Genomic DNA, 20,578 nt, shown 5'->3' on the forward strand with positions numbered 1-20,578 from the left:
CGACATGCTGCTGAAGGATAAGGTGGTGCTGGTGACCGGCGCCTCGCAGGGGATCGGCAAGGCGGCTGCGATCGGCTGCGCCCAGCACGGCGCAGACGTGGCGATCAACTACCACTCCGACGAGGCCGGGGCCGCTGACGCCGTCGCCCAGATCGAGGCCCTGGGCCGCCGCGCCATCGCCATCAAGGGCGACGTGGCGAATGTCGAGACGGCCACGGCCTTCGTGCAGTCCGCCGTCGAGGCGTTCGGCAAGGTCGACGTGTTCGTCAACAACGCCGGCATCTGCCCGTTCCACGCCTTCCTCGACATGCCGCCCGAGGTCATGGAGCGGACGATGAAGGTCAATCTGTTCGGCGCCTACTACATGGTCCAGGCCGCGGCCAACCAGATGGTCCGCCAAGGCAACGGCGGCGCGATCATCGCCGTCTCGTCGATCAGCGCCCTGGTCGGCGGCGGCATGCAGACCCACTACACCCCGACCAAGGCCGGCGTGCACAGCCTGATGCAATCGACCGCCATCGCCCTGGGCAAGTATGGCATCCGCTGCAACTCGGTGCTGCCCGGCACCATCGAGACGGCGATCAACAAGGAAGACCTGGCCGACGTCGCCAAGCGCGAATACATGGCCGGTCGCATCCCGCTGGGCCGCCTGGGCGAGCCCGACGACCTGGCCGGGCCGATCGTGTTCCTGGCCTCGGACCTGGCCAAGTACGTCACCGGCGCGGCCCTGCTGGTCGACGGCGGCGCCTTCGTGAACCTGCAGTAGTCCGGTGATCGTTTCCTCGACGACGGACTTCCGCGAGGCGGCGCGGCGCAAGCTGCCGCGCTTCCTGTTCGACTATATCGACGGCGGCGCCTATGCCGAGCGCACGCTCGGCCGCAACGTGTCCGACCTGGCCGACATCGCCCTGCGCCAGCGGGTGCTGAAGGACGTCTCGGCGGGCGATCCTTCGACCACCCTGTTCGGCGTCAAGCAGGCCTTGCCGGTGGCCCTGGCCCCGGTCGGTCTGACGGGCATGTACGCCCGTCGCGGCGAGTGCCAGGCCGCCCGCGCGGCGGCCAAGAAAGGCGTGCCGTACTGCCTGTCGACCGTCTCGGTCTGCGATGTCGACGAGGTCAGCAAGGCCTCGACCAATCCGATCTGGTTCCAGCTCTACGTGCTGCGCGACCGGGCCTTCATGCGCGATCTGCTGATACGCGCCCGCGAGGCCGGGGCCACGGCCCTGGTGTTCACGGTCGACATGCCCGTGCCCGGCGCCCGCTACCGCGACGCCCACTCAGGCATGAGCGGCCCCAACGCCGCCGCCCGCCGCATGATCCAGGCGATGCTCAAGCCGCAATGGGCCTGGGACGTCGGGGTCATGGGCCGTCCGCACACCCTGGGCAATGTCGCCCCGGTGCTGGGCGAGAATTCGGGCCTGGAAGACTTCATGGGCTGGCTGGGGGCGAACTTCGACCCCTCCATCCAGTGGAAGGACCTGGAGTGGATCCGCGACCTCTGGAAGGGCCCGCTGATCATCAAGGGCGTGCTGGATCCCGAGGACGCCAAGGCCGCCGCCGACATCGGCGCGGATGGCGTGGTGGTTTCCAACCACGGCGGCCGCCAGCTGGACGGCGTGTTGTCCTCGGCTCGCGCGCTGCCGGCGATCGCCGACGCGGTGGGTGATCGCCTGACCGTGCTGGCCGACAGCGGCGTGCGCTCGGGCCTGGACGTCGTGCGGATGCTGGCCCTAGGCGCCAAGGGCGTCCTGCTGGGGCGCGCGGCCGTCTACGCCCTGGCCACCAACGGCGAAGCCGGCGTCACCCAGCTGCTGGACCTGATCGAGAAGGAGATGCGCGTGGCCATGGCCCTGACGGGCGTGCGCGACGTCGCCAGCATCGACCGTTCGATCCTGGCGGAGCTCAAGGCGTGATCGAGGCGCTGGCAATGGCGGCCGCGGTCGCCGCAACCCCGCCGCGGATCGTCATCGCCAGCGACTCGACGGCCGCCAACTACGAGCCGGCCAGCTATCCGCAGATGGGCTGGGGTATGGTGCTGAAGTGCTCGCTGACCCCGGATGTCCAGGTCGTGAACCTGGCGCGCGGCGGCCGCTCGACCAAGACCTTCATCGAGGAAGGGCTGTGGAATCAGCTGCTGGCCCAGCTCCAGCCCGGCGACACGGTCCTGATCCAGTTCGGCCACAACGACGCCGACACCAAGAAGATCGTCCGCTTCACCGATCCGAACGGCGCCTACGAGGTCAATCTGCGCCGCTTCGTGGCCGACGTCCGCGCTGCCAAGGCTACGCCGGTGCTGGTCACGCCGATCGCTCGCTGGCTGTGGGAAGACGGCCAACTGAAGGACGCTCATGCGGCCTATGCGGCGACCATCCACCGGGTGGCGACCGACCTGAAGGTCCCGCTGGTCGACCTGGACGGCGACATGATGAAGGCGATGCAGGCGAGGGGCCCCCTGGCTTCGCGCGGCTTCTACCTGCTCTACGCGCCCTATGACGGCGTGGCCCGCTTCCCGGACGGCATCACTGACGACACCCACGTCAACGAACGTGGGGCCCGCCTGGGCGCGGCCCTGGTGGCCACCAGCCTGGCCAAGCTGAAACTGCCGATCTCGCGCCATGTGCGGCCGGCGCCGCTGGATAACCAGCCCAAGCTGGGCGGGCCTAGCTGTCCTTAGGGCTTACGTCCTTCGAGGCGAGCCTCGAAGGACGCACTGCGCCTACTTCGCCTTGGCGATCTCCACCGCGTACACGTGGCTCGGGCCGTGCATGTTGGAGCGGAACACCAGCCACTTCTGGTCCGGCGTGAAGGTCACGTTCGGCTCCAGGCGGTAGTCGTGATCGCGCATGTCCACGAGGCGCTCGGAGTCCAGCACGCCCGGACGGGTCAGGTGCTCGGCGCCCGGGGCATGGATGCCGGCGACGTCGGGGATGGCGCGCGGCTTGAGCAGGACGATCCATTTGCCGTCCGGGGCATGGGCGACCATCTCGCTGTCGCCGCCGTCGCCGGCGAACCACTTGCCGTCCGGCGATGAGTTGAAGTGCACCGACCAGTCGTTGCGGTTGACGTGCAGCCAGTCCCGCTTGCCGGTGGCGATCTCATAGCCGGCGACCCAGAAGTCCTCGCCGCGCGGGGTCTGCAGGTCGTACCAGACGGTCTTGCCGTCGGCGCTGAACCACTCGTGGCCGGCGATCTCCATGTTCATGGTCCGGGTGTGGATCTTGACCGGCGTATCACCAGCCTTGTCGGTCCGGATCAGCCACAGGCGGTCGACCTTGTGCCAGGGACCCTCGTGGCAGAACATCAGCAGGCCCGGATCGGTCGGCGAGAACTGCAGGTGGTTCAGCCAGTCGGTGGCCTGGTGGACGATCTTGCGCTCGCCGGTCTTGGTGTCGATCGTGAAGATCTCCATCGGGATGCGGCTGTCCAGGCGGGCGTTCAGCTGCACCTCGCGGCCTTCGGCATAGGACAGCTCCTTGCCGTCGGCGCTCTTCACGTCGTCAGGGTTCTTGGGCAGGGCCTCCATCATGTTCGGCGGGATCGGCACGTCGGTGCGCACCGCCACGCCGGCCAGCAGGGTCTCGTCGGCGTTGAGGGTCTGCAAGCTGCCGCGATCCATCCTGGCCACCTGGCGCGTGGCCTTGGTGTAGGGATCGGTGGCCATCACCGCCTTGGGGCCGGCCGGATCGTCGGTCAGAGCCTTCTCGTAGTAGACCGCGCCGGTCTTGCGGCCGACGAACAGCAGCCGGACCTTGCCCTCGACGATCTTGGTCAGGGCCCGGGTCTTCAGGTCCATGACCGTGATCCCGTTCGGCGACGAGAACACCAGCCGGTCGCCCTTGGGCGTGTAGCCGTTGTAGTTGAAATAGAGGCTGGAGCTGCCGGCCTCGCGCGACAGGCGCACCAAGCGGTGGCCGGTGGACTTGTCGATCCACTCCAACGGCGGCTCGGGCGCGCCGGGCTTGGCGGCGGTCATGACGTCTTGAGCGCTGGCGGCGCTGGTGAGGGCGGCGCCCAGCAGCAGAGCCGTCACGGTGCGGCGGGCGAGAAGATAGGTCATCTGGCGAGGCCTCCCTGGAAGGACCCCTGGACGGCTTGCCCGCTCTCCCGGTCGCGCCGGTAGGGATCGCGACTTTTACATCATGGAACCGCCGCGTTGTCTTCCCATAAATCGAGAAATCATCTCAACATATGAGAATTTAGAGCTCTTCGACATTCTCATACAGGCGCTCGGGACGGGCGTCCGGCTCGGTCGTCTCAACGATCAGGTTTTCCACCCGCAGCCCCCGCACATGCCGCGCCCACAGGCCGTGAACCGGGGAGGGGCCGAACATGCTGGGCTCGGGATAGGCGTCGGGAAGATCGCCAGGCAGGCGCTGCGCCCACTCGGCGGGGCCGCCGCCGCGATAGCTCAGGCGGATGTTCGACAGGGTGACGTTCTCGATCGGCGAGTCCGGCAGGCCGGCGATCGTGGCGGCGTAGTCGGCCAGGATGTCGGTGGCCTCAATGTCGCGCAGCACGATGTTGCGCATGGCGCTGAGCGGCGTGCCTTCCGGCCCGCGCCGCCGACCGCCGACCCGCAGGAAGATCGGGGCGGTGGTGACCTCGGTGAGGGTCAGACGCTCGGCCACGACGTTCTCCAGAACGCCGCCGTCGACCGTCTCCAGGGCCAGGCCGCGCGAGCGTACGAAGCGGCAGTCGCGGATGGTGATGTCCTTGAAGCCGCCATTGGACTCGGTGCCCAGCTTGATGCGGCCGGTGACGCGGTCCTGGTCGGGCGAGATCAGTTGCGTACGTCCGAACGTGCCATCCAGCATCGTGCCGGGGTCGAAGCCGCTGACTTCGCAGTGCTCGATCACCACGCGCTCGGTGGGGATGACCTCGCCCAGGGCCAGGGAGCTCTTCAGCACGATGGCGTCGTCATTGGGCGTGTTGAGCCGGCAGCCGGTCACCAGCACGTCGCGGCAGGCGTCGATGTCCAGGCCGTCGCGGTTGGTGTCGACGATCAGGTCGCGCAGGATCAGGTCCTCGCAGCCGGTGGCCAGCACGGCGAAGTGGCCGCCCTGGAATATGGTCAGGCCCTCAATGCGGGCGCGCTTGACCCGCTTGAGCGCGATGGCCTTGTTGCCGAGGCTGGCCATGGCCTCAACTTGCGGCGACAGCTCGGCCATGACCTCGGCCGACAGGCCCGCCATGCTGAGCGGAAACTCGCCGGCCTGTTTGCTCCAGCGCGAGCCGGGGCCTTCGCGGGTCAGGCCCGCGCCGTCGATGCGGCCGGGGCCGACGATGGCGATGTCTTCCGCCTCGTCCGCCCAGATCAGGCTGTTGCGCCAGTGGCTGTGGCCGAAGTCCTGCCACAGGTCGTGCGGATTGGGCTCGGCGGGGTCATAGGTCCCGCCGTGCAGGGCCGGATCGGCGGCCTCCAGCACGCAGCCTTCCTCCAGCTTCAGGGTCACGCCGCTGAGCAGGCGGATCGAGAAGGACAGGTGGCGGCCGGCCGGCAGCACGACCTCGCCGCCGCCCCGGGCGTTGGCGTGGACGATGGCCGCGTTGATCGCGTCGGTGGCCAGCTTCATGCCCAAGGTCATGCGTAGAGGCCGTGGCGCTTGAAGAAGGCGTCCAGCAGGCCGGTCCAGGCCAGCACCTTGCCGTCCGGGCCGGTCAGGCCCATGCCGTGGCCGCCCACCTCGAACAGGTGAGCCTCGACCGGGACCTTCTTCTCGCGCAGGGCCTGCCACATCAGCACGCTGTTCTCCACCGGCACGGTGGCGTCGTCGGCGGGGGCCATGATGAAGGTCGGGGGCGTATCGGCGGGCACGTGGCGCTCGGCCGACTGGTCGAGGCGCTGGGCCTGGGTGGGCGAGGCGCCCAGCAACTCCTTGGCCGAGCCGGCGTGGGCGTAGGGCTCGGTCATGGTGATGACGGGGTAGAACAGGCCCGCCGCGAACGGCCGGGTGGGCAGCGTGTCGGCGGCGTCGACGGGGGCATAGGTTTCGCGGGCGAACTGGGTGGCCAGGCGCGCGGCGACGTGGCCGCCGGCCGAGAAGCCCAGGGCCGCGACCTTGGCCGGATCCACGCCGATCGAGGGAGCGCGAGCGCGGATCAGGCGCATGGCCCGCTGGGCGTCCTGCAGGGCGACATCCGGACCCGCCGCCCAGCCGTCGGCGGGTAGGCGGTAGTCCATGGCGAAGACGGTCAGGCCCTGGTCAGCCAGCCAGGCGTCGATCGGCCCGCCTTCCTTGCGCGTGGCTACCCGCCGATAGCCGCCCCCCGGGATCAGCAGCACGGCCGCGCCATTGGGCTTGGCAGGGCGGCGCATGGTCAGCCAAGGCTTGGTGATGTTGAGGAAGGCGGTGTCGGTCGGGTCGTTGGGCGTGCGGGCGATCACCGTCTCGGTGACGGTGACCTTTTCGCCGCCGGGAGCGGGACCGGGCCACAGGTCGACGATGTCCAAGGCGGGCGCTGGTGGCTGCGCAGCGCGCGCCAGGGCGGGAGTAGTCGCCAGGCCGGCGGCCAGACCCAGCAGGGCCCGACGGTTAGGTTCGATCGCCATGAACGCCTCCCACTTCGTTTGGGCAAAGTGGTAGCGACGCCGTTGATGGCTTTCAATGTCAAAATACGGGAATTAATCCTGCAATATGGGAGTTTGAGTTTGCGGAGCCGGCGCGCTGCGGGTCGTACGCCACAGGATGAGGCCGAGACTGCCCAGAACCAGCTCCCGCATCCGGCGCAGCAGCGACAGAGCCAAAGCCTGGTCCGGCGTCAGACCCAAGGCGCCGCCCATCAGGAGGTAGCCGCCTTCCTGTACGCCCAGGGCGCCCGGGATGGCGAAGCCGACGACCTTGGCCGCCTGGGCCAGGCCTTCGACGATCAGCGCCTGTAGCAGGGTTGGGTGCAGGCCCAGGGCCCACATGGCGACATAGGTCTCGAAAGCGCCGCCCAGCCAGGCCGCCATGTGCCAGGCCCAGGAGGCGATGATGTTGGCGCGCTGGCGGCCGATGCCGCGGAAGGCCTCGCCCAGTTCGCCGACCCGGCTGGCGATGGCGGTCCAGCGCTGCGAGAACTGGCCAATCCGCCGACCGACGCCCGCCTTGTGAGCCAGGAACAAGCCGCCGGCCAGCGCGGCGATCACGCCCAGCATGGCCAGGCCGGCGATGGCCAGGTCCGGGTTGTTCAGCGTGACCATGGCTACGATCAGGCTGGCCAGGATGATCATGAACAGGCCGACCGTGCCGGCCAGCACGTCGACCACGCAGCTGGCGGTGGACTCGGCCATCGTCAGGCCGTTGCGGACGGCCAGCTTGGCGCGCACCACCTCGCCGCCGACCTGGGCCACGGGCAGCAGCGCGTTGACGCCTTCCTTGATCAGGCGAAGGCGGAAGATGAAGGGCAGGGACGGCCGGCGCTCGGGCGGCATCAGCACCCACCAGCCCACGCCAGCCAGGAAGGTCACCGGCAGGTGGGCCAGGATGACGAACACCGCCTGCCAGCCGACCTCCAGCACCAGGGCGCGGACCGCCCCGGCCCCGTGGGTGGCCAGGAACACGGCCAGCAGGCCAATGCCGAGCGTCAGCAGCCAACCCTTCCAGGGGGACGGTTTGGCCGGAGCCTCGGTCGTCATGCGGCCGAGCGGGCGCGCTGGGCGGGCGCGGCGCCCAGGTCGCGATAGACGTCCAGGACGGCAGCGCAGATCGTGTTCCAGTCGTAGCGGGCGCTGGAGATCCGGGCGGCGCGCGCCAGCCGCAGGCGACGCATCGGCTCGGCCACCAGGCCGGCGATCGCGTCGGCATAGGCGGCCGCGTCGGCGCGCGCGGTCAGCACCCCGTCCTGGCCGTCGACGACCAGGGCGCTGGTGCTGGGGGCCAGCGGGCAGACCACGGCCAGGCCCGCCGCCATGCCTTCCAGCGTGGCGTTGCCGAAGGCCTCGGTGACGCTGGGATTGAACAGGATGTCGGCGCTGGACACCGCGCGGCCCAGGGCTTCGCCGTCCAGGTGGCCGGTAAAGATGGCCTCAGGCAGCTTGTCCGCGAGGAACCCGTGGGCAGGGCCTTCGCCGATGATCAAGGGACGGATCGGCTGACCGCGCAGGCGCGCGAAGGTCTCGGCCAGGACGTCCAGGCCCTTTTCCATGACGAGGCGGCCCAGGAAGGCGACGACGATATCGTTGTCGGCCACGCCCAGCGACCGGCGCCAGGCCATGTCCTTGCGAGCCGGGGCGAAGCGATCGCGGTCTACGCCGCGGCCCCAGACGCGCACGCGCTCGCCCAGGCCCTGCTCGCGCAGCAGTTCAGCCAGAGGCGCATTGGGGGCGAGCACCCGGTCGCAGCCGCGATAGAAGCTGTCCAGATAACGCTCGGCGCTGGGGCGCAGCCAGTCCAGGCCGTAGTAGGTCAGATAGGTCTCGAACCGCGTGTGCAGGCTGGCCACGACCGGCAGGCCCTGGCGGCGGCCCCAGCGACCGGCCTGGTTGCCCAGGATGTCTGGCGCGGACAGGTGGACGGCGGTCGGCTGGAACTGGGCGAGGTCGGCGCGCAGGGCGCGGGTCAGGCCCAGGGCCAGGCGATACTCGCCGCGGCCGGGCAGGGCGACCGACGGGGCGGAGACCAGCTGGCCGGCCGGCTCGAAGGCGGGCGTGTCGGTGGTCGGCGAATAGACCCGGACCTGAGCGCCGGCGTCGATCAGGTAAGCCGCCAGTCGATTCAGGGCCTGGTTGGAGCCGTCGCGCGTGTAATTGTAGTTGCCGGAGAACAGCGCCAGGCGCAGGCCTTCGGCGGACTTTTCCTCAGTGGCCTGACGAATCGATCTTTCCGCGAACTGCACAACGCCTCCGTAAATCTACGTTCCGAGGCCCCCGCCCAATCCTCCGTATGACAATGGCCATATGGTGGAATGGTTCAGTTTACGGAAGACCGTCATGTCGAGGGGGCGACAATTTTCCGGTGAAGCTGAACCCAAGCTGAACCATGGCGACGGGCGTGCCTAGCGTGGCGCGACCGTCACCGTTTGGTCGCAGCGGCGGAAAAAGCGCGGGCGGGGGCTTGCGTTGCGGCGCTATGCGCGGCTTTGACACGGCGCGGCCACTTGCCGTGAGGCGCCTTCGTGCGCAGTTATGCGGCGCGCGGCCGACTTGGTCGCGATGAAGCGATTCCTAGAGGGGCGAAGTCGCCCCGATCCAGCGAGATTTGTAAAACGTCATGCAGCCGGTCAAGACCCTCATCCTCAGCGCCGGCCAGGGCAAGCGCCTGTCGCCCCTGACCGACGACCGGCCCAAGTGCCTGGTCGAGCTGGCCGGGCGCACGGTCCTGGAATGGCAGCTGCGTCACCTGCATCAGGCCGGCGTCACCGAGGCGGTGGTCGTCACCGGCTTCCGCGCCGATCTCGTCGAGGCCGAGGTCGCGCGTCTGAGCCTGCCGGGCATGACCGTTCGTACGCTCTACAACCCGTTCTACAGCGTGACCGACAATCTCGCGACCTGCTGGCTGGCGCGAGAGGAGATGCGCGGTGGGCCCTTCATGATCCTCAACGGCGACACCCTGTTCGAGCCGGGCATCGCCGAGCGCCTGATCAGCGCGCCGGACGCGCCGATCACTGTGACGGTCGACCGCAAGGACGACGGCGTCTACGACAGCGACGACATGAAGGTGCTGACCGAGGGCGACGCCCTGCGCGCCATCGGCAAGACCATCACCGAGTACGACGCGGAGTCGATCGGCTTCCTGCGCTTCAACGAAGAAGGCTCGGCGCTGTTCATCCGGACGCTGGAAGCGATCATGCGCACGCCGGAAGGCCTGAAGCGCTGGTACCTCAGCGTGATCAACGAGATCGCCCAGAACCACGACGCCGTCCGCGTGCGCTCGATCCAGGGCCTGGACTGGGCCGAGATGGACTTCCCCGAGGACCTGGTGGGCAACCGGGAACTGACGGCGAAGTGGGCCGCCAAGGAAGCGGTCTCGGCCTGACTTCAGGCGGTGGGCGGCGTCTCGCCCACCAACGCCCGCACCAGATCCAGGTCCGACGGCTTGTCGACGTCGATGGCCGCCAGACCGTCGTGGGCGCGAACGGCGGCGGCGTTGACGCCGGCCAGCTTGCCCAGCTTGGCGACGGCCTGGTCCAGGGTCAGCCAGTTCAGCAGATAGCGGATCAGGAACGACGGCCCCAGCATGGCGGCGATCTTCCAGGGCTGCTTGCGCAGCGCCTCGACCTTGCGCCAGGTCTCGACCACCTTCAGGGCGTTCTCGTTGCGCAGCAGGAAGAGATTGCAGCCCGAGAAGCGACCGTCCTGGAAGCGCAGATAAGTCCGCTTGGTCTGCGGCGCGGCGGCCTGGACCTTTTCCTCGGAAGCCAGCAGTACGGCGACGTCGGCGGACGGCGGCGTGTCGGCCAGGAACTGGGTGATCCACTCGGCCTTCAGCAGCGCATGGTCGACCGTGGTGACGATCAGCGGGAAGCCCAGCTGATGTGCGGCCTGCTCGACGCTCTGGCTGGGACCCGAGGCGGTGGGCAGTAGCACCACCTTCGCACCGGCCAGGGCGGCCTTGATGGCCTCGTCATTGGCCGAGACGCCGATGGTCTCCGGACCCGCCGCCTCGATCGCGCCCAGCACGCGGCTGAGCAGGGTCTGGCCCTGCAGGACGATCAGGCCCTTCTGCGAGACCCCGGCATAGGCGGCGGCCGGATCGGTCTCGCCGCCACGCGAGCCGGCGAGCACCAGCGCCTTGAACGAGGTCAAAGCGCCTTCTCGTAGACGCGATAGGTCTTGTAGTGTGTGCCGCCGACGTTCTCGGCGATGTGGCACATGGCCTTGTTGGCCTCGAGCACCCACGAGATCTCGAACCTGTTGTAGCCCAGGCTCATCGCCATATCGCGACTGGCCTTCATCATCCAGAACGGCAGCATGCGGCCGCGCTGGGTGGTCTGGAACTTCTTGCGCACGCCCATCAGCGGGATGCGAGCCGACTTCACGCCCTTGACCTTCAGGCGCCACAGCAGCTTGGCCCAGCCGAACGGCAGCAGCTTGCCGCCCAGGTCGCTGATGGCCTCGTTGACGTTGGGCAGGAAGACCACGACGCCGGCCGCCTCGCCGTCGATCTCGGCGAACCAGATCAGGCGCTTGTCGATGACCTGCTTCAGCGCCTTGCCCAGCTGGGCGGTCTCGGCCTCGGTGGTCGGGGTGAAGCCCCAGTTGTCCGACCAGGCGTCATTGAGGATCTCAGTGAGCGTCTGCACCTCGGCGTCGTAGCGGCTCATGTCCAGCTGGCGCAGCACCACGCCGGACGGCAGGCCGCGCGCAACCCGGCGTCGGGCGATCTCGGGAATGTCGCCGTTCTCGTCGGCGATGTAGGCGAACATGTCCTGGGCCTTGGCGTAGCCCTGCTCCTCGACCCGCTTGCCGGTATAGGCGGGGTCGTGGCCCATCAGGATCATCGGCGGGGTGTCGAAGCCCTCGACCAGCAGGCCGACCTCTTCGTTGATCGACAGGTTGAACGGCCCGACCACGTGGGTGCGTTCGCGGGCGCGGAGCCAGTCCTCGGCGGCGCGGAACAGCACCTGGAACACGGCCGGGTCATCCTCGGCGGCGATCATGCCGAAGTGACCGTCCAGGCGGCCGGGCGTCGGCTGCGGCGTCAGCTGGTCGATCTGGGCGCTGATCCGGCCCACGTCGCGGCCGCCGCGCGTGGCCAGGAACAGCTGGACCTCGGCGTGGGCGAAGAACGGGTTGGTCTTGGGCGTCAGGGCCTCGGTGCGCTCCATGAACAGTGGCGTGATCCAGTTGGGATCCTTGGCGTTCAGGCGGGCGGGCAGGGCGATGAAGCGCTTCAGCTCCTGGGGCGTCTTGACCGGTATGACCGACAGGTCGGCATTGGTGGAATCGAAGGCCATCACCCCTCCAGGGCAAGGAACGTGCGGACGGCCAGGGCGCCGAAGATCGCGGGAGCGGCCCAGACGGCCAGGAATGGCGACAGGGCGCCGGACTCGCCCAGGGCGGTCATCATGCCGTTGGCCACCAGGAACAGAAGGCCGGCCGCCAGGCCGCCGGTCAGCAGGATCGCGCCTTGGCCACTGCGGAAATTGGCCAAGGCGACGGGCGCGCTCAGCAGCAGCATGACCAGCGACACGAACGGGCCGGCGAAGGCCGCCTGCAGATGCGTGGCGTAGAAGCTCTCGGGACGGTCCGAGCCGCCGTCCTGCAGCGCCCGCTGGGCCGAGGCGGCGGTTGGCGCGGTGTCGTCGCCCAGCAGGCCCTGGACGTCGTTGGGGCGCAGGGCCGTGGACCAGGTGTTCGAGGCCGCCGTCGAGGTCTGGGCCAGATCGCCGGTGAAGCGGGTGGTCTTGGGCTGGTCCAGCACCCAAGCGCGACCGTCATAGCGGGCGACCGGGCTCTCGACCTTCTCGATCAGGATGCCCTTGTCGTTGCGCCGGAAGATGGTGATGGCGTTGATCTGGCGGCCGTCGGCCGAGGCCGTGGTCGCCATGATCAGGTCGGCGCCCACGCGGAAGGTGCGGGGCCTGACTTCCTTGCGCTCGGCGACCGGGGTGGTGTTCTTCCACCAGTCGGCCAGGGCCGGGTCGGCGCGCGGCGCCAGCACCTGGCCGCACAGGGCGTCCAGCAGCATCACGCCCAGCACCGCCGGGATGGCCATGCCGATGATGCGATAGCCCGACACGCCGCTGGCGCGCATGGCCACGACCGCGCTCTCGCGGGCCAGCTGCGAGAAGGCGAACAGGCCGCCGGCCAGGACGGCGATCGGCGCCACCTGCTCGAAGAGGCGCGGCAGGCGCAGGCCGGCGTAGAAGAACACGCCTGCCACGCCCAGGCCGCGGTCCAGGATGTCGGTGGTGACGTCCAGCAGGTCCAGGATCTGCAGGATGGACATCAGGATCAGCGCCGCCCCGATGATGCGGGTGGCGACGGTCTTCATGACGTAGAGCTGCAACTTCATGCGGCTTGTCGCTTCTTGGGCAGGGGCAGGGCGCGGACGATGCGCGCGACCAGATGGTTGATGCGCCGCACGGTGCGCGAGACCGGCGTGTCGCCGGGACGCGTGCGGCTGCCCATGAACAGCCAGACGCCCAGCCCCGCGAAGATCGAGAACGGGATCCAGATGGCGGGCAGGGCGGCGATCTTGCCGGCCTTGGCCAGGCTCTGGCCCAGCAGCAGCGAGTGCTGGAAGGCCAGCAGCATGACCCCGGCCATGATCAGGCCCGGCGCCCGGTTGCCGCGCTTGGAGGCCAGGCCCAGCGGGAAGGCCAGCAGCGGCAGGAACGGCAGGAACAGGGCCCGCGCCAGGCGGCCGTACAGCTCGCTCTCCAGCGTGGCCTTGGAGACGACGGGATTGGGCGACTTGGCCTGCTGGGCCAGTTCGGCCAGGGTCAGCTCGCGCTCGTCGCCGCCGCGATCGCGCAGCAGGACCGCGGCGGCCGCCAGCGGCGTCTGGGTGGTCAGGCTGTCGAAGGCCAGGTTGCGGTAGGCCCCGGTGGAGTCGTGACCGATGCGGCGGCCGTCCTTCAGGTCCATGGTGATGGTCTTGCCGCCGGCGTCCATCTTCAGGTCGGCCGAGGCGGCGGTGATGATCTCTTCCCGGCCGCGCGCGTCCAGGCGACGGATGAACACGCGCGTCAGGCGCTGGCCGGCCATGTCGGCGCTGTCGGCGGTCAGCAGCGAGCCCTTGTCGTCGATGAACGCACCGCCGGCCAGGCGTCCGTTCCAGCCGGCGTTGACGGCCGCGTGCATCACGGCGCGATAGGCGTAGCGGCTGTAGGGCTGCATGTAGCCGAACACGACGATGCTGAAGACGCTGAGGAACAGGCCCACGGCCAGGAACGGCGCGGCGATGCGCTCCAGCGACTGGCCGCTGGCCAGCAGGGCGTCGATCTCGGAGCCGTCCGACAGGCGCACGATGACGATGAACAGCGCCACGAAGAACGCCACCGGCAGGGCCAGGCCCAGATAGTGCGGCACCAGGTTGGCGGCCAGCTGGGCGACATAGCCGAAGCGGGCGCTGCTTTGCGACAGCACGTCCAGCAGACGCAGGATTCGTTCCAGCAACAGCGCCACCACGGTCGCGCCCAGGCAGCCGACCAGCGGCCACATCAGCAGACGCAGCAGGTAGCGGTCGAGCAGCCGCACGGGGCCGGCGGTCAGGTCCTTGGCGCTCACGCTTGGGTCCAGGCCTGGGCGAAGCGGCCGGCCAGGCGCGCGACGGCTTCGGAAGACAGTTCGACAGCGGTCCCCAAGGCCGGGGCGGCGGGCCAGCCGGCGTCGGGGAAGCTGACGCCATCATCCTCACGCGCGCCCTCGTAGCGGGGCAGCACATGGAAGTGGACGTCCTTATCGACCATCATCAGCATCAGGTAATTGATCTTTTCGTAGTCGACTTGGGCTTTCAATAGACGTTCGATCCCCGCCACGGCGACCTGCAGGTCGGCGAAGGCGGCGGGACTCACTTCGGAGAACGCCTGGACAGCTTCCTTGCACACCAGCACCAAGGACCCAAATGTCGGTTGCTTCGGACGAACCAGAATCAGCCAGTGATCGGTTTCCGCGACTTTCGAAGCGGGGTAGCCGAACGCCAGGGCGGTAGGATTGGTCATGAGAAAGCCGGGAATTTCGGGCAGAGATTGCCCCACGCGTAACAATAGGGATGCGGCGTTTTAGATGAAAGCACGATCCGTTCTCGTCGCCGCGATGTTCGCGACGGTCGCGACGGCGCAGGGGGCCCATGCGGAGGGCGTCGCCCGCGCGTTGACGGACAAGGAATGCGTGGGTCGCAAGACCCCGACGCGCCTGAACGTGCAGGTGGGCGCGCTGCGCTCGAACGCCGGCAGCGTCATCATCACCGTCTATCCGGGCGATCCCAGCCGCTTCATGACCGCCAAGGGCAAGGTGGGGCGGGCCAAGATCAAGACCTCGGCCCCGATGAGCCAAGCCTGTTTCTTCCTGCCGTCGCAGACCGACGCCTATGCGGTGGTCATCTACCATGACGCCGACGGCAACGGCGACCTGACCCGCAGCCCCGACGGCATGCCGACCGAGGGCTACGGCTTCTCGAACGACGCCCCGACCAAGTTCGGCGCGCCGGCCTTTGACGCGGTCCGCTTCGGGGTAAAGCCCGGCGAGACCACGATCCGCGTGAAGGTCCGCTACCCCGCTAGGTGAGGTCGGCCAGGCTGTAGCGGCCCAACTCAGCCAGGCCTTCGCGGCCGGGCTCTATGCCGCGCACCACGATCCGCGCCTGATGATCTTCGATCTCGATGGAATGCCAGCGCGCCGGCGAGTGGCCGCTGGGCTTGGCCGAGGCCGACGGCACGCCCAGCACCGGAATGGCCGAGCCGTTCGGACCCGGCACCGAGCCGACCAGCGCCTCGTGGGCGTGGCCGTGCAGGATCAGGTCGGCGCCGTGCTTGGCGAGGACCGCGCGCAGGGCCTCCTGGTCGTCCAGGGCCTTGCGCTTGGACACCGCGCCCTTGTGCGGCGGGTGGTGCAGCACGACGATGCGGAAGCGGTCGGCATAGGCCGGATCGGCCAGGGCAGCGTCCAGGCGCTGCAGCTGGTCGTTGCCCAGGCGGCCGGTGGCCAGGTGGGGGGCGGTCGGCACGGCCGAGCACAGGTTGAAGATCGCCGCCGGGCCGCGCAGGCGCACCTGGGGGAACACGGTCTCGCCGGCGTCGCCCAGCCAGGGCGTCCAGGGGGCGAAGCGCTCAGGCCCGCCAGCGCCGGCCAGGGCGTCGTGATTGCCGGGGCTGACGGTGAAATCGCGCTCGGAGCCCAGGGATTTGAGCCACGCCGTGGCGGCGGCAATTTCCGTGTGCGAAGCAAAGTTGGTGAGATCGCCACTGATCACCACATGGTCGGGCGCGGCGGCCTTCAGGTCGGCGATCAGGGCCGCCAGAACCTCGGGCCGATGGACCTTGCGCTTCTTGCGCCAGGCGATCCGGCTCAAGAGACGCTTGGTGAAGACGTCCTTCCAGCCGAAAGCCCCCGCGGGCGGCGGCAGGTGGGGGTCGGAGAGATGCGCGATACGGTATATGGACAAGGCGGTTCGGGTCGTTCTGGTCGAAGCGGGCGAAGCCGCTTATCAAGCGGCTCGGGTTTCAAGGGGTTTATCTGTCTTTGAGTAGCGAAATGCAAAGCGGACCGCGCGCGGTCACAGTCGGCCAGGGTGGCGGCCGCATCTGGGGCATGACCTCGGCCGAGCGCCTGTCGCGCATCTATCGCCGTATCGGCCTGGTCGAGACGCCGACGGTCGACCTGTCGCACGCCGTGGTCGCGGTCGACGCCGGCTGGGTGTTCGACGAGTCGCTGATCAAGGCGCTGGCGGGCCGCGAGGGCGCTGTGCTGGTCGACGACTCCGGCCGCGCCGTGGCCGTCCATGCGCCGGCCGGGCTGGCCCAGGCCGCCGCCGACTCGCTGAACGCCGGCCAGGACCCGTCGGGCCTGGACCCGCGCCTGGTGCGCCTGACCGCGCTGGAGCTGGGCTCGGCCTACAACAGCGCCCTGCGCAAGCGCGAGCCGCCGGTGCTGGAGCGCCTGACGCCAGATACCGTTCGCGCCGTCGAAAAGCGCCTGTTCCAAGGCTCGTATAAAGGCGTGACCGACCTGGTCACCAAGTACGTCTGGCCCGCGCCGGCCCGGGTCGTGACGCGCTGGTGCGCCATCGCCAAGATGACCCCCAACCAGGTGACCGGCATCGGCTTCCTGCTGGTGCTGGCGGCCATGTACCTTTTCTGGACCGGCCACTTCGGCTGGGGCCTGGTCTGCGCCTGGATCATGACCTTCCTGGACACAGTCGACGGCAAGCTGGCCCGCGTGACCCTGACCTCGTCCAAGTGGGGCAACGTCTTCGACCACGGCATCGACCTGGTCCATCCGCCGTTCTGGTGGTGGGCCTGGTTCGTCGGCGTCTATGCGGTCGGCCAGGACATTCCCTATGCGGGCCTGAGCCTGGCGGTGGTTCTGGCCGGCTACGTCCTGCAGCGGGTGGAGGAGGGCATCTTCCTGGCGCTGTTCAAGCTGGAAGTGCACGCCTGGCGGCCCTTCGACAGCTTCTTCCGCCTGATCACCGCCCGCCGGAACCCGAACCTGATCCTGCTGACCGGCGCCGCGTTGGTCGGCCGTCCGGATGTGGGCTTCACCCTGGTGGCGATCTGGACGGGCCTGTGTCTGGTGGTCCACGCCGTGCAGATCGTGCAAGGCCTGTTCGCGCCCAAGGGCTCCATCCAGTCCTGGCTGGCGAAATGACGCGCATCGGGGTCGTCCGCAATCCGAAGAGCCACGGCAACCGTGTGCACCCGCCCGGGCCCACGCCCGACGGCGTGCGCCTGGTCGAGCCCTTCGGACGCGAGGCCTTGAAGACGGCCCTGGACGACTTCGCCAAGGACGGCCTGGACCTGCTCATCATAGACGGCGGCGACGGCACGGTGCGCGACGTCATCAGCCTGCTGCCGCACACCTTCGGCGAGGACCTGCCGCTGCTGGCGGTGCTGCCGTCGGGCAAGACCAACGTGCTGGCCATCGACCTGGGCACGCCCAACGACTGGCGGCTGGAGGAGGCCCTGGTCGCCGCTCGCCAGCTGGAGCCGCGCATCAAATCGCGGCCGCCGCTGCGGGTCTCCTGGGCCGACGAGCGCCCGTGCCTGCAGGGCTTCTTCTTCGGCGTCGGGGCGCCGGTGAAGGCCACCAGCCTGTCGCAGCGGGTCCACAAGGTCGGCTTTTTCCATAATCTGGCGGTGGCCGTGACCATCTTTACCGCCACCCTGGGCGCGCTGTTCGGCGGCGCGCGGGACGAATGGCGCGAAGGCGTGCCGGCCCGCCTGGCTCTGGACGGCGAAACCCAGCCTGGCGGCGAGCGTTTCGCGGTGGTCGCCACGGCGCTGAAGCGCCTGCCGTTCGGCCTCAAGCCCTTCGGCGCGCCGCGCGAGGGTCTGAAGATCCTGGACGTCGACGCCCCGCCCAAGCGCCTCCTGAAGGCCCTACCGCTGGTGCTGAGTGGCAAGGCCGAGCCCAAGCTGGAGAGCATGGGCTATCGCCGCCGCGACCCGCGCACGGTGACCCTGGCCGGAGGCGCGCCGTTCGTGCTGGACGGCGAGATCTTTGACGGCGGCGAGTTGACGATCGGCCTGGGCCCCTCGCTGCGGTTCCTAGTCGGATGAACGGCCTTCGCGACCTGGTCGCGGCCGAGCTCTCCACGCCGACCCCCGCGCCGATCACCGCCTTCGCCCAGCATCTGACGACGCTGTTTCCCGGCGCCCAGGGGGTGCTGTTCTATGGCTCGATCCTGCGCACCGGCGACCTGTCGGGCGTGCTGGACTACTACGTCCTGACCGAGCGGCCGCCGGCCGGCTGGCGGGGCCTGTTCACCCGCATCCTGTGGCCGGACGTCAGCTATCACGAGCTGGAGCATGACGGCACGGTGCTGCGCGCCAAGGTCGCCTCCATGACCCTGGCGCAGTTCCAGAAGGCCACGAGCGGGGCGGGGATCGACACCACGATCTGGGCCCGCTTCGTCCAGCCCTGCGCCCTGATCTGGGCCGCCGATGGCGCGCGTGACAGCGTGATCGACGCGGTGACCAGCGCCTGCCGCACCGCCGCCCGTTTCGCCATCGCTCTGGGCCCCGTCGACGGCGCGCCCTTGACCCTGTGGACGGCGCTGTTCCAGGAGACCTACAAGGCCGAGCTGCGGGTCGAGAAGGCCGGCCGCGAGGTCTCGATCCTGACCTACGACCCGGGCCGCTATGAGCGCGTCATGGAGGCCGTCCAGCGCGACGAAGGCGCGGCGATGGGGCAGGGGGAGCAAACCCGCCTCAGGAAGGCCTGGAGCGTCCGCAAGGCCCTGGGCAAGCCGTTGAACGTGGCCCGGCTGATCAAGGCGTCCTTCACCTTCCAGGGCGCGGCGCGCTACGCCGTCTGGAAGATCCAGCGCCACACCGGTGTCGAGGTGCAGCTGACGCCGTGGAAGGAGCGCTTCCCGGTGCTGGCGGCGCCGGGGGTGCTGTTCCAGATCTGGAGCGCCCGGCGAAAAGCCTTGCGGACCTGACAAACGAAAACGCCCGGACCTTTCGGTCCGGGCGTTTCTGTTTCCAGCGGAGCGGAAGCCTTAGGCGCGGGCGCGCTTCAGGGGCTCGATGACGCCGAAGGCCGCGCCGATTTCGGCGAAGGCGTTCAGGACGGCGTCGATCTGCTCGTCGGTGTGGGCGGCGCTGACGCTGGCGCGCAGCAGCGGACGGCTGTCCGGCGTGGCGGGCGGCAGGGCCAGGTTCAGGTAGACGCCGGCCTGCAGAAGGCCGTTCCACATGGCGATGGCGCGTTCCTGGTCCGGGATGGTCGTGGCGACCACCGGGCTGGCCGTCGGGCCGGTGTGGAAGCCCATGGCGGTCAGGCCGTCGTACAGGCGCTGGGCGTTGCGGTTCAGGCGGTCGCGCAGTTCGGGTTGCTCGACCATGCGGCGCAGGGCCGTGACCGTCGAGGCCACAACAGCCGGCGGCAGCGAGGCGGTGAACATGTACGGACGGCAGACGACGCGCATGACGTCGAAGTCGTCCATGTTCGAGACGCAGAAGCCGCCGATGGCGCCCAGGCTCTTGGAGAAGGTGCCGACGATGAAGTCGACGTCGTCTTCGACGCCGGCCGCTTCGGCCAGGCCGCGGCCCGTGGCGCCCAGGACGCCCATCGAGTGGGCCTCGTCGACCAGCAGGTAGCCGCCCAGCTCGCGCTTCACGGCGGCGATTTCCTTCAGCGGCGCAACGTCGCCGATCATCGAATAGACGCCTTCGACGACGATCAGGCGCTCACCGGGCGCATCGCCCAGGCGACGCAGGCGCTTGGCCAGGTCTTCGGGGTCGTTGTGGCGGAAGCGGATGACCTCGGCGTGGCCCAGGCGCGAGCCGTCGTAGATCGAGGCGTGGCTGTCGGCGTCCAGGATCAGGTGGTCGCCGCGACCCACCAGGGTCGACAGCACGCCCAGATTGGCCTGGTAGCCGGTCGTGAAGACCATGGCGTGCTTGCGGCCATAGAACTTGGCCAGTTCCTGTTCGAGCTCGACGTGAGCCTCGAACGAACCGTTGGCGATGCGGGAACCGGTCGTGCCGGTGCCGCGTTCCTGTACAGCTTTGACCGAAGCGGCGATCGCTTCTTCGTCAAAAGTCAGGCCCAGATAGTTGTTAGTGCCGAGCAGGATCGTCGGACGGCCTTCGACGACGCCTTCGGTCGGCGAGGTCACGGCGTCGAAGCGGACCTTGAACGGGTCGGCCCCGGCGTCCTGAATGGCCTTGTACGCATCGCGATAGGCCAGGTGCTTATCAAACAGCCCCATTAAGTTAAGCCCTAGTCCGGAGATCGTTGATCAGTTTGGAAAGGTCGCCGACGGTCTCGACAGAGGCCAGGCGATCCAGCGGAATGGAGATATCGAAGGTGTCTTCGAGCTCCATGATGATGTTCATGAGGGCCAGCGAATCCACGGCGAGATCACGACCGATATGCGACTCTGCGTGCACCTCGACCGGGCGACCCAGAACCTTGCTCGTCGCAACCCCGATCTCGCGCAAGCTGAGATCCGTCACCGTTTCCATACTAAATCAAACCTCC

At 68.9% G+C, this 20,578-nt stretch carries 21 protein-coding genes; 8 read left to right on the top strand and 13 right to left on the bottom strand.

Translation table 11 applies throughout. The features are described from left to right. The first annotated feature begins 4 nt into the window (after positions 1–4). The 3 genes from ABDW31_RS12530 to ABDW31_RS12540 are packed head-to-tail and all read left to right on the top strand — an operon-like array spanning position 5 to position 2,674. Positions 5–766, top strand: a complete 762-nt coding sequence (locus tag ABDW31_RS12530) for an SDR family NAD(P)-dependent oxidoreductase (RefSeq protein ID WP_184718800.1) — start codon at positions 5–7, stop codon at positions 764–766. Between the two features lie 4 nt (positions 767–770). Next, entirely contained in the window at positions 771–1,913 is a 1,143-nt protein-coding gene (lldD, locus tag ABDW31_RS12535) for an FMN-dependent L-lactate dehydrogenase LldD (protein ID WP_184718802.1), read from the top strand. Next, positions 1,910–2,674 carry a rhamnogalacturonan acetylesterase gene (locus ABDW31_RS12540; RefSeq protein ID WP_184718804.1) on the top strand — a complete coding sequence of 255 codons (765 nt, stop codon included), beginning with the start codon at positions 1,910–1,912 and terminating at the stop codon, positions 2,672–2,674. Before lldD ends, ABDW31_RS12540 begins: the two co-directional genes overlap by 4 nt. A gap of 42 nt (positions 2,675–2,716) precedes the next feature. Here the strand turns inward: ABDW31_RS12540 and ABDW31_RS12545 are convergent, their stop codons facing one another. From ABDW31_RS12545 to ABDW31_RS12565, 5 genes are all read right to left on the bottom strand, one after another. Continuing rightward, positions 2,717–4,057 carry an oligogalacturonate lyase family protein gene (locus ABDW31_RS12545; protein ID WP_184718806.1) on the bottom strand — a complete coding sequence of 447 codons (1,341 nt, stop codon included), beginning with the start codon at positions 4,055–4,057 and terminating at the stop codon, positions 2,717–2,719. Between the two features lie 139 nt (positions 4,058–4,196). After that, a complete protein-coding gene (locus ABDW31_RS12550; RefSeq protein ID WP_343698893.1) occupies positions 4,197–5,585 on the bottom strand; it encodes a glycoside hydrolase family 28 protein in 1,389 nt (462 codons plus the stop codon). After that, a complete protein-coding gene (locus tag ABDW31_RS12555; RefSeq protein WP_184718808.1) occupies positions 5,582–6,550 on the bottom strand; it encodes an alpha/beta hydrolase in 969 nt (322 codons plus the stop codon). The genes ABDW31_RS12550 and ABDW31_RS12555 overlap by 4 nt, the downstream gene beginning before the upstream one ends. A 72-nt stretch (positions 6,551–6,622) precedes the next feature. Further along, positions 6,623–7,618 carry a lysylphosphatidylglycerol synthase domain-containing protein gene (locus ABDW31_RS12560; RefSeq protein ID WP_184718810.1) on the bottom strand — a complete coding sequence of 332 codons (996 nt, stop codon included), beginning with the start codon at positions 7,616–7,618 and terminating at the stop codon, positions 6,623–6,625. Beyond that, entirely contained in the window at positions 7,615–8,817 is a 1,203-nt protein-coding gene (locus ABDW31_RS12565) for a glycosyltransferase family 1 protein (RefSeq protein WP_343698894.1), read from the bottom strand. Before ABDW31_RS12565 ends, ABDW31_RS12560 begins: the two co-directional genes overlap by 4 nt. 374 nt (positions 8,818–9,191) lie before the next feature. On the opposite strand from ABDW31_RS12565, the gene ABDW31_RS12570 reads away from it, so the two are divergent. Beyond that, positions 9,192–9,956 carry an NTP transferase domain-containing protein gene (locus ABDW31_RS12570; protein ID WP_184718814.1) on the top strand — a complete coding sequence of 255 codons (765 nt, stop codon included), beginning with the start codon at positions 9,192–9,194 and terminating at the stop codon, positions 9,954–9,956. A 2-nt stretch (positions 9,957–9,958) separates the two neighbouring features. Here ABDW31_RS12570 and ABDW31_RS12575 read toward each other — a convergent pair whose 3' ends face one another. Genes ABDW31_RS12575 through ABDW31_RS12595 form a run of 5 tightly spaced genes read right to left on the bottom strand, consistent with a single transcriptional unit; the run spans position 9,959 to position 14,589 of the window. Continuing rightward, positions 9,959–10,819: a nucleotidyltransferase family protein gene (locus ABDW31_RS12575; RefSeq protein WP_184718816.1), complete on the bottom strand. Its 861-nt coding sequence runs from the start codon at positions 10,817–10,819 to the stop codon at positions 9,959–9,961. Then, complete coding sequence (gene bcerS, locus ABDW31_RS12580; RefSeq protein ID WP_184718818.1) at positions 10,723–11,877, bottom strand: ceramide synthase; 1,155 nt, start codon at positions 11,875–11,877, stop codon at positions 10,723–10,725. The genes ABDW31_RS12575 and bcerS overlap by 97 nt, the downstream gene beginning before the upstream one ends. Further along, positions 11,877–12,938 (bottom strand): LptF/LptG family permease, encoded by a 1,062-nt coding sequence (locus ABDW31_RS12585; RefSeq protein ID WP_184718820.1) that lies wholly within the window; start codon positions 12,936–12,938, stop codon positions 11,877–11,879. Before ABDW31_RS12585 ends, bcerS begins: the two co-directional genes overlap by 1 nt. Next, entirely contained in the window at positions 12,935–14,155 is a 1,221-nt protein-coding gene (locus ABDW31_RS12590) for an LptF/LptG family permease (protein ID WP_184718822.1), read from the bottom strand. Before ABDW31_RS12590 ends, ABDW31_RS12585 begins: the two co-directional genes overlap by 4 nt. Next, positions 14,152–14,589: an HIT family protein gene (locus ABDW31_RS12595; RefSeq protein WP_184718824.1), complete on the bottom strand. Its 438-nt coding sequence runs from the start codon at positions 14,587–14,589 to the stop codon at positions 14,152–14,154. Before ABDW31_RS12595 ends, ABDW31_RS12590 begins: the two co-directional genes overlap by 4 nt. 64 nt (positions 14,590–14,653) lie before the next feature. Here ABDW31_RS12595 and ABDW31_RS12600 point away from each other — a divergent pair, with 64 nt between their 5' ends. After that, complete coding sequence (locus ABDW31_RS12600; protein ID WP_184718826.1) at positions 14,654–15,154, top strand: DUF2141 domain-containing protein; 501 nt, start codon at positions 14,654–14,656, stop codon at positions 15,152–15,154. Here the strand turns inward: ABDW31_RS12600 and ABDW31_RS12605 are convergent. After that, entirely contained in the window at positions 15,147–16,031 is an 885-nt protein-coding gene (locus ABDW31_RS12605; protein WP_184718828.1) for a metallophosphoesterase, read from the bottom strand. The two genes, ABDW31_RS12600 and ABDW31_RS12605, sit on opposite strands and share 8 nt — an antisense overlap. Positions 16,032–16,108: 77 nt before the next feature. Here ABDW31_RS12605 and ABDW31_RS12610 point away from each other — a divergent pair, with 77 nt between their 5' ends. The 3 genes from ABDW31_RS12610 to ABDW31_RS12620 are packed head-to-tail and all read left to right on the top strand — an operon-like array spanning position 16,109 to position 19,031. Continuing rightward, positions 16,109–17,236: a CDP-alcohol phosphatidyltransferase family protein gene (locus ABDW31_RS12610; RefSeq protein WP_184718830.1), complete on the top strand. Its 1,128-nt coding sequence runs from the start codon at positions 16,109–16,111 to the stop codon at positions 17,234–17,236. After that, positions 17,233–18,147 carry a diacylglycerol kinase family protein gene (locus ABDW31_RS12615; protein WP_184718832.1) on the top strand — a complete coding sequence of 305 codons (915 nt, stop codon included), beginning with the start codon at positions 17,233–17,235 and terminating at the stop codon, positions 18,145–18,147. Before ABDW31_RS12610 ends, ABDW31_RS12615 begins: the two co-directional genes overlap by 4 nt. Further along, positions 18,144–19,031, top strand: coding sequence for a hypothetical protein (locus ABDW31_RS12620; protein ID WP_184718834.1), 888 nt, complete (start codon positions 18,144–18,146; stop codon positions 19,029–19,031). The genes ABDW31_RS12615 and ABDW31_RS12620 overlap by 4 nt, the downstream gene beginning before the upstream one ends. A gap of 60 nt (positions 19,032–19,091) precedes the next feature. Here the strand turns inward: ABDW31_RS12620 and spt are convergent, their stop codons facing one another. Then, the gene (spt, locus tag ABDW31_RS12625; RefSeq protein WP_184718836.1) at positions 19,092–20,306 is read right to left on the bottom strand and encodes a serine palmitoyltransferase; all 1,215 of its coding nucleotides are present in this window, start codon (positions 20,304–20,306) and stop codon (positions 19,092–19,094) included. A gap of 4 nt (positions 20,307–20,310) precedes the next feature. Beyond that, positions 20,311–20,562 carry an acyl carrier protein gene (locus ABDW31_RS12630; RefSeq protein WP_172273350.1) on the bottom strand — a complete coding sequence of 84 codons (252 nt, stop codon included), beginning with the start codon at positions 20,560–20,562 and terminating at the stop codon, positions 20,311–20,313. Positions 20,563–20,578 lie beyond the last annotated feature (16 nt).

Origin of the sequence: Caulobacter sp., from assembly GCF_039596335.1 — a bacterium.
Lineage (GTDB): Bacteria > Pseudomonadota > Alphaproteobacteria > Caulobacterales > Caulobacteraceae > Caulobacter.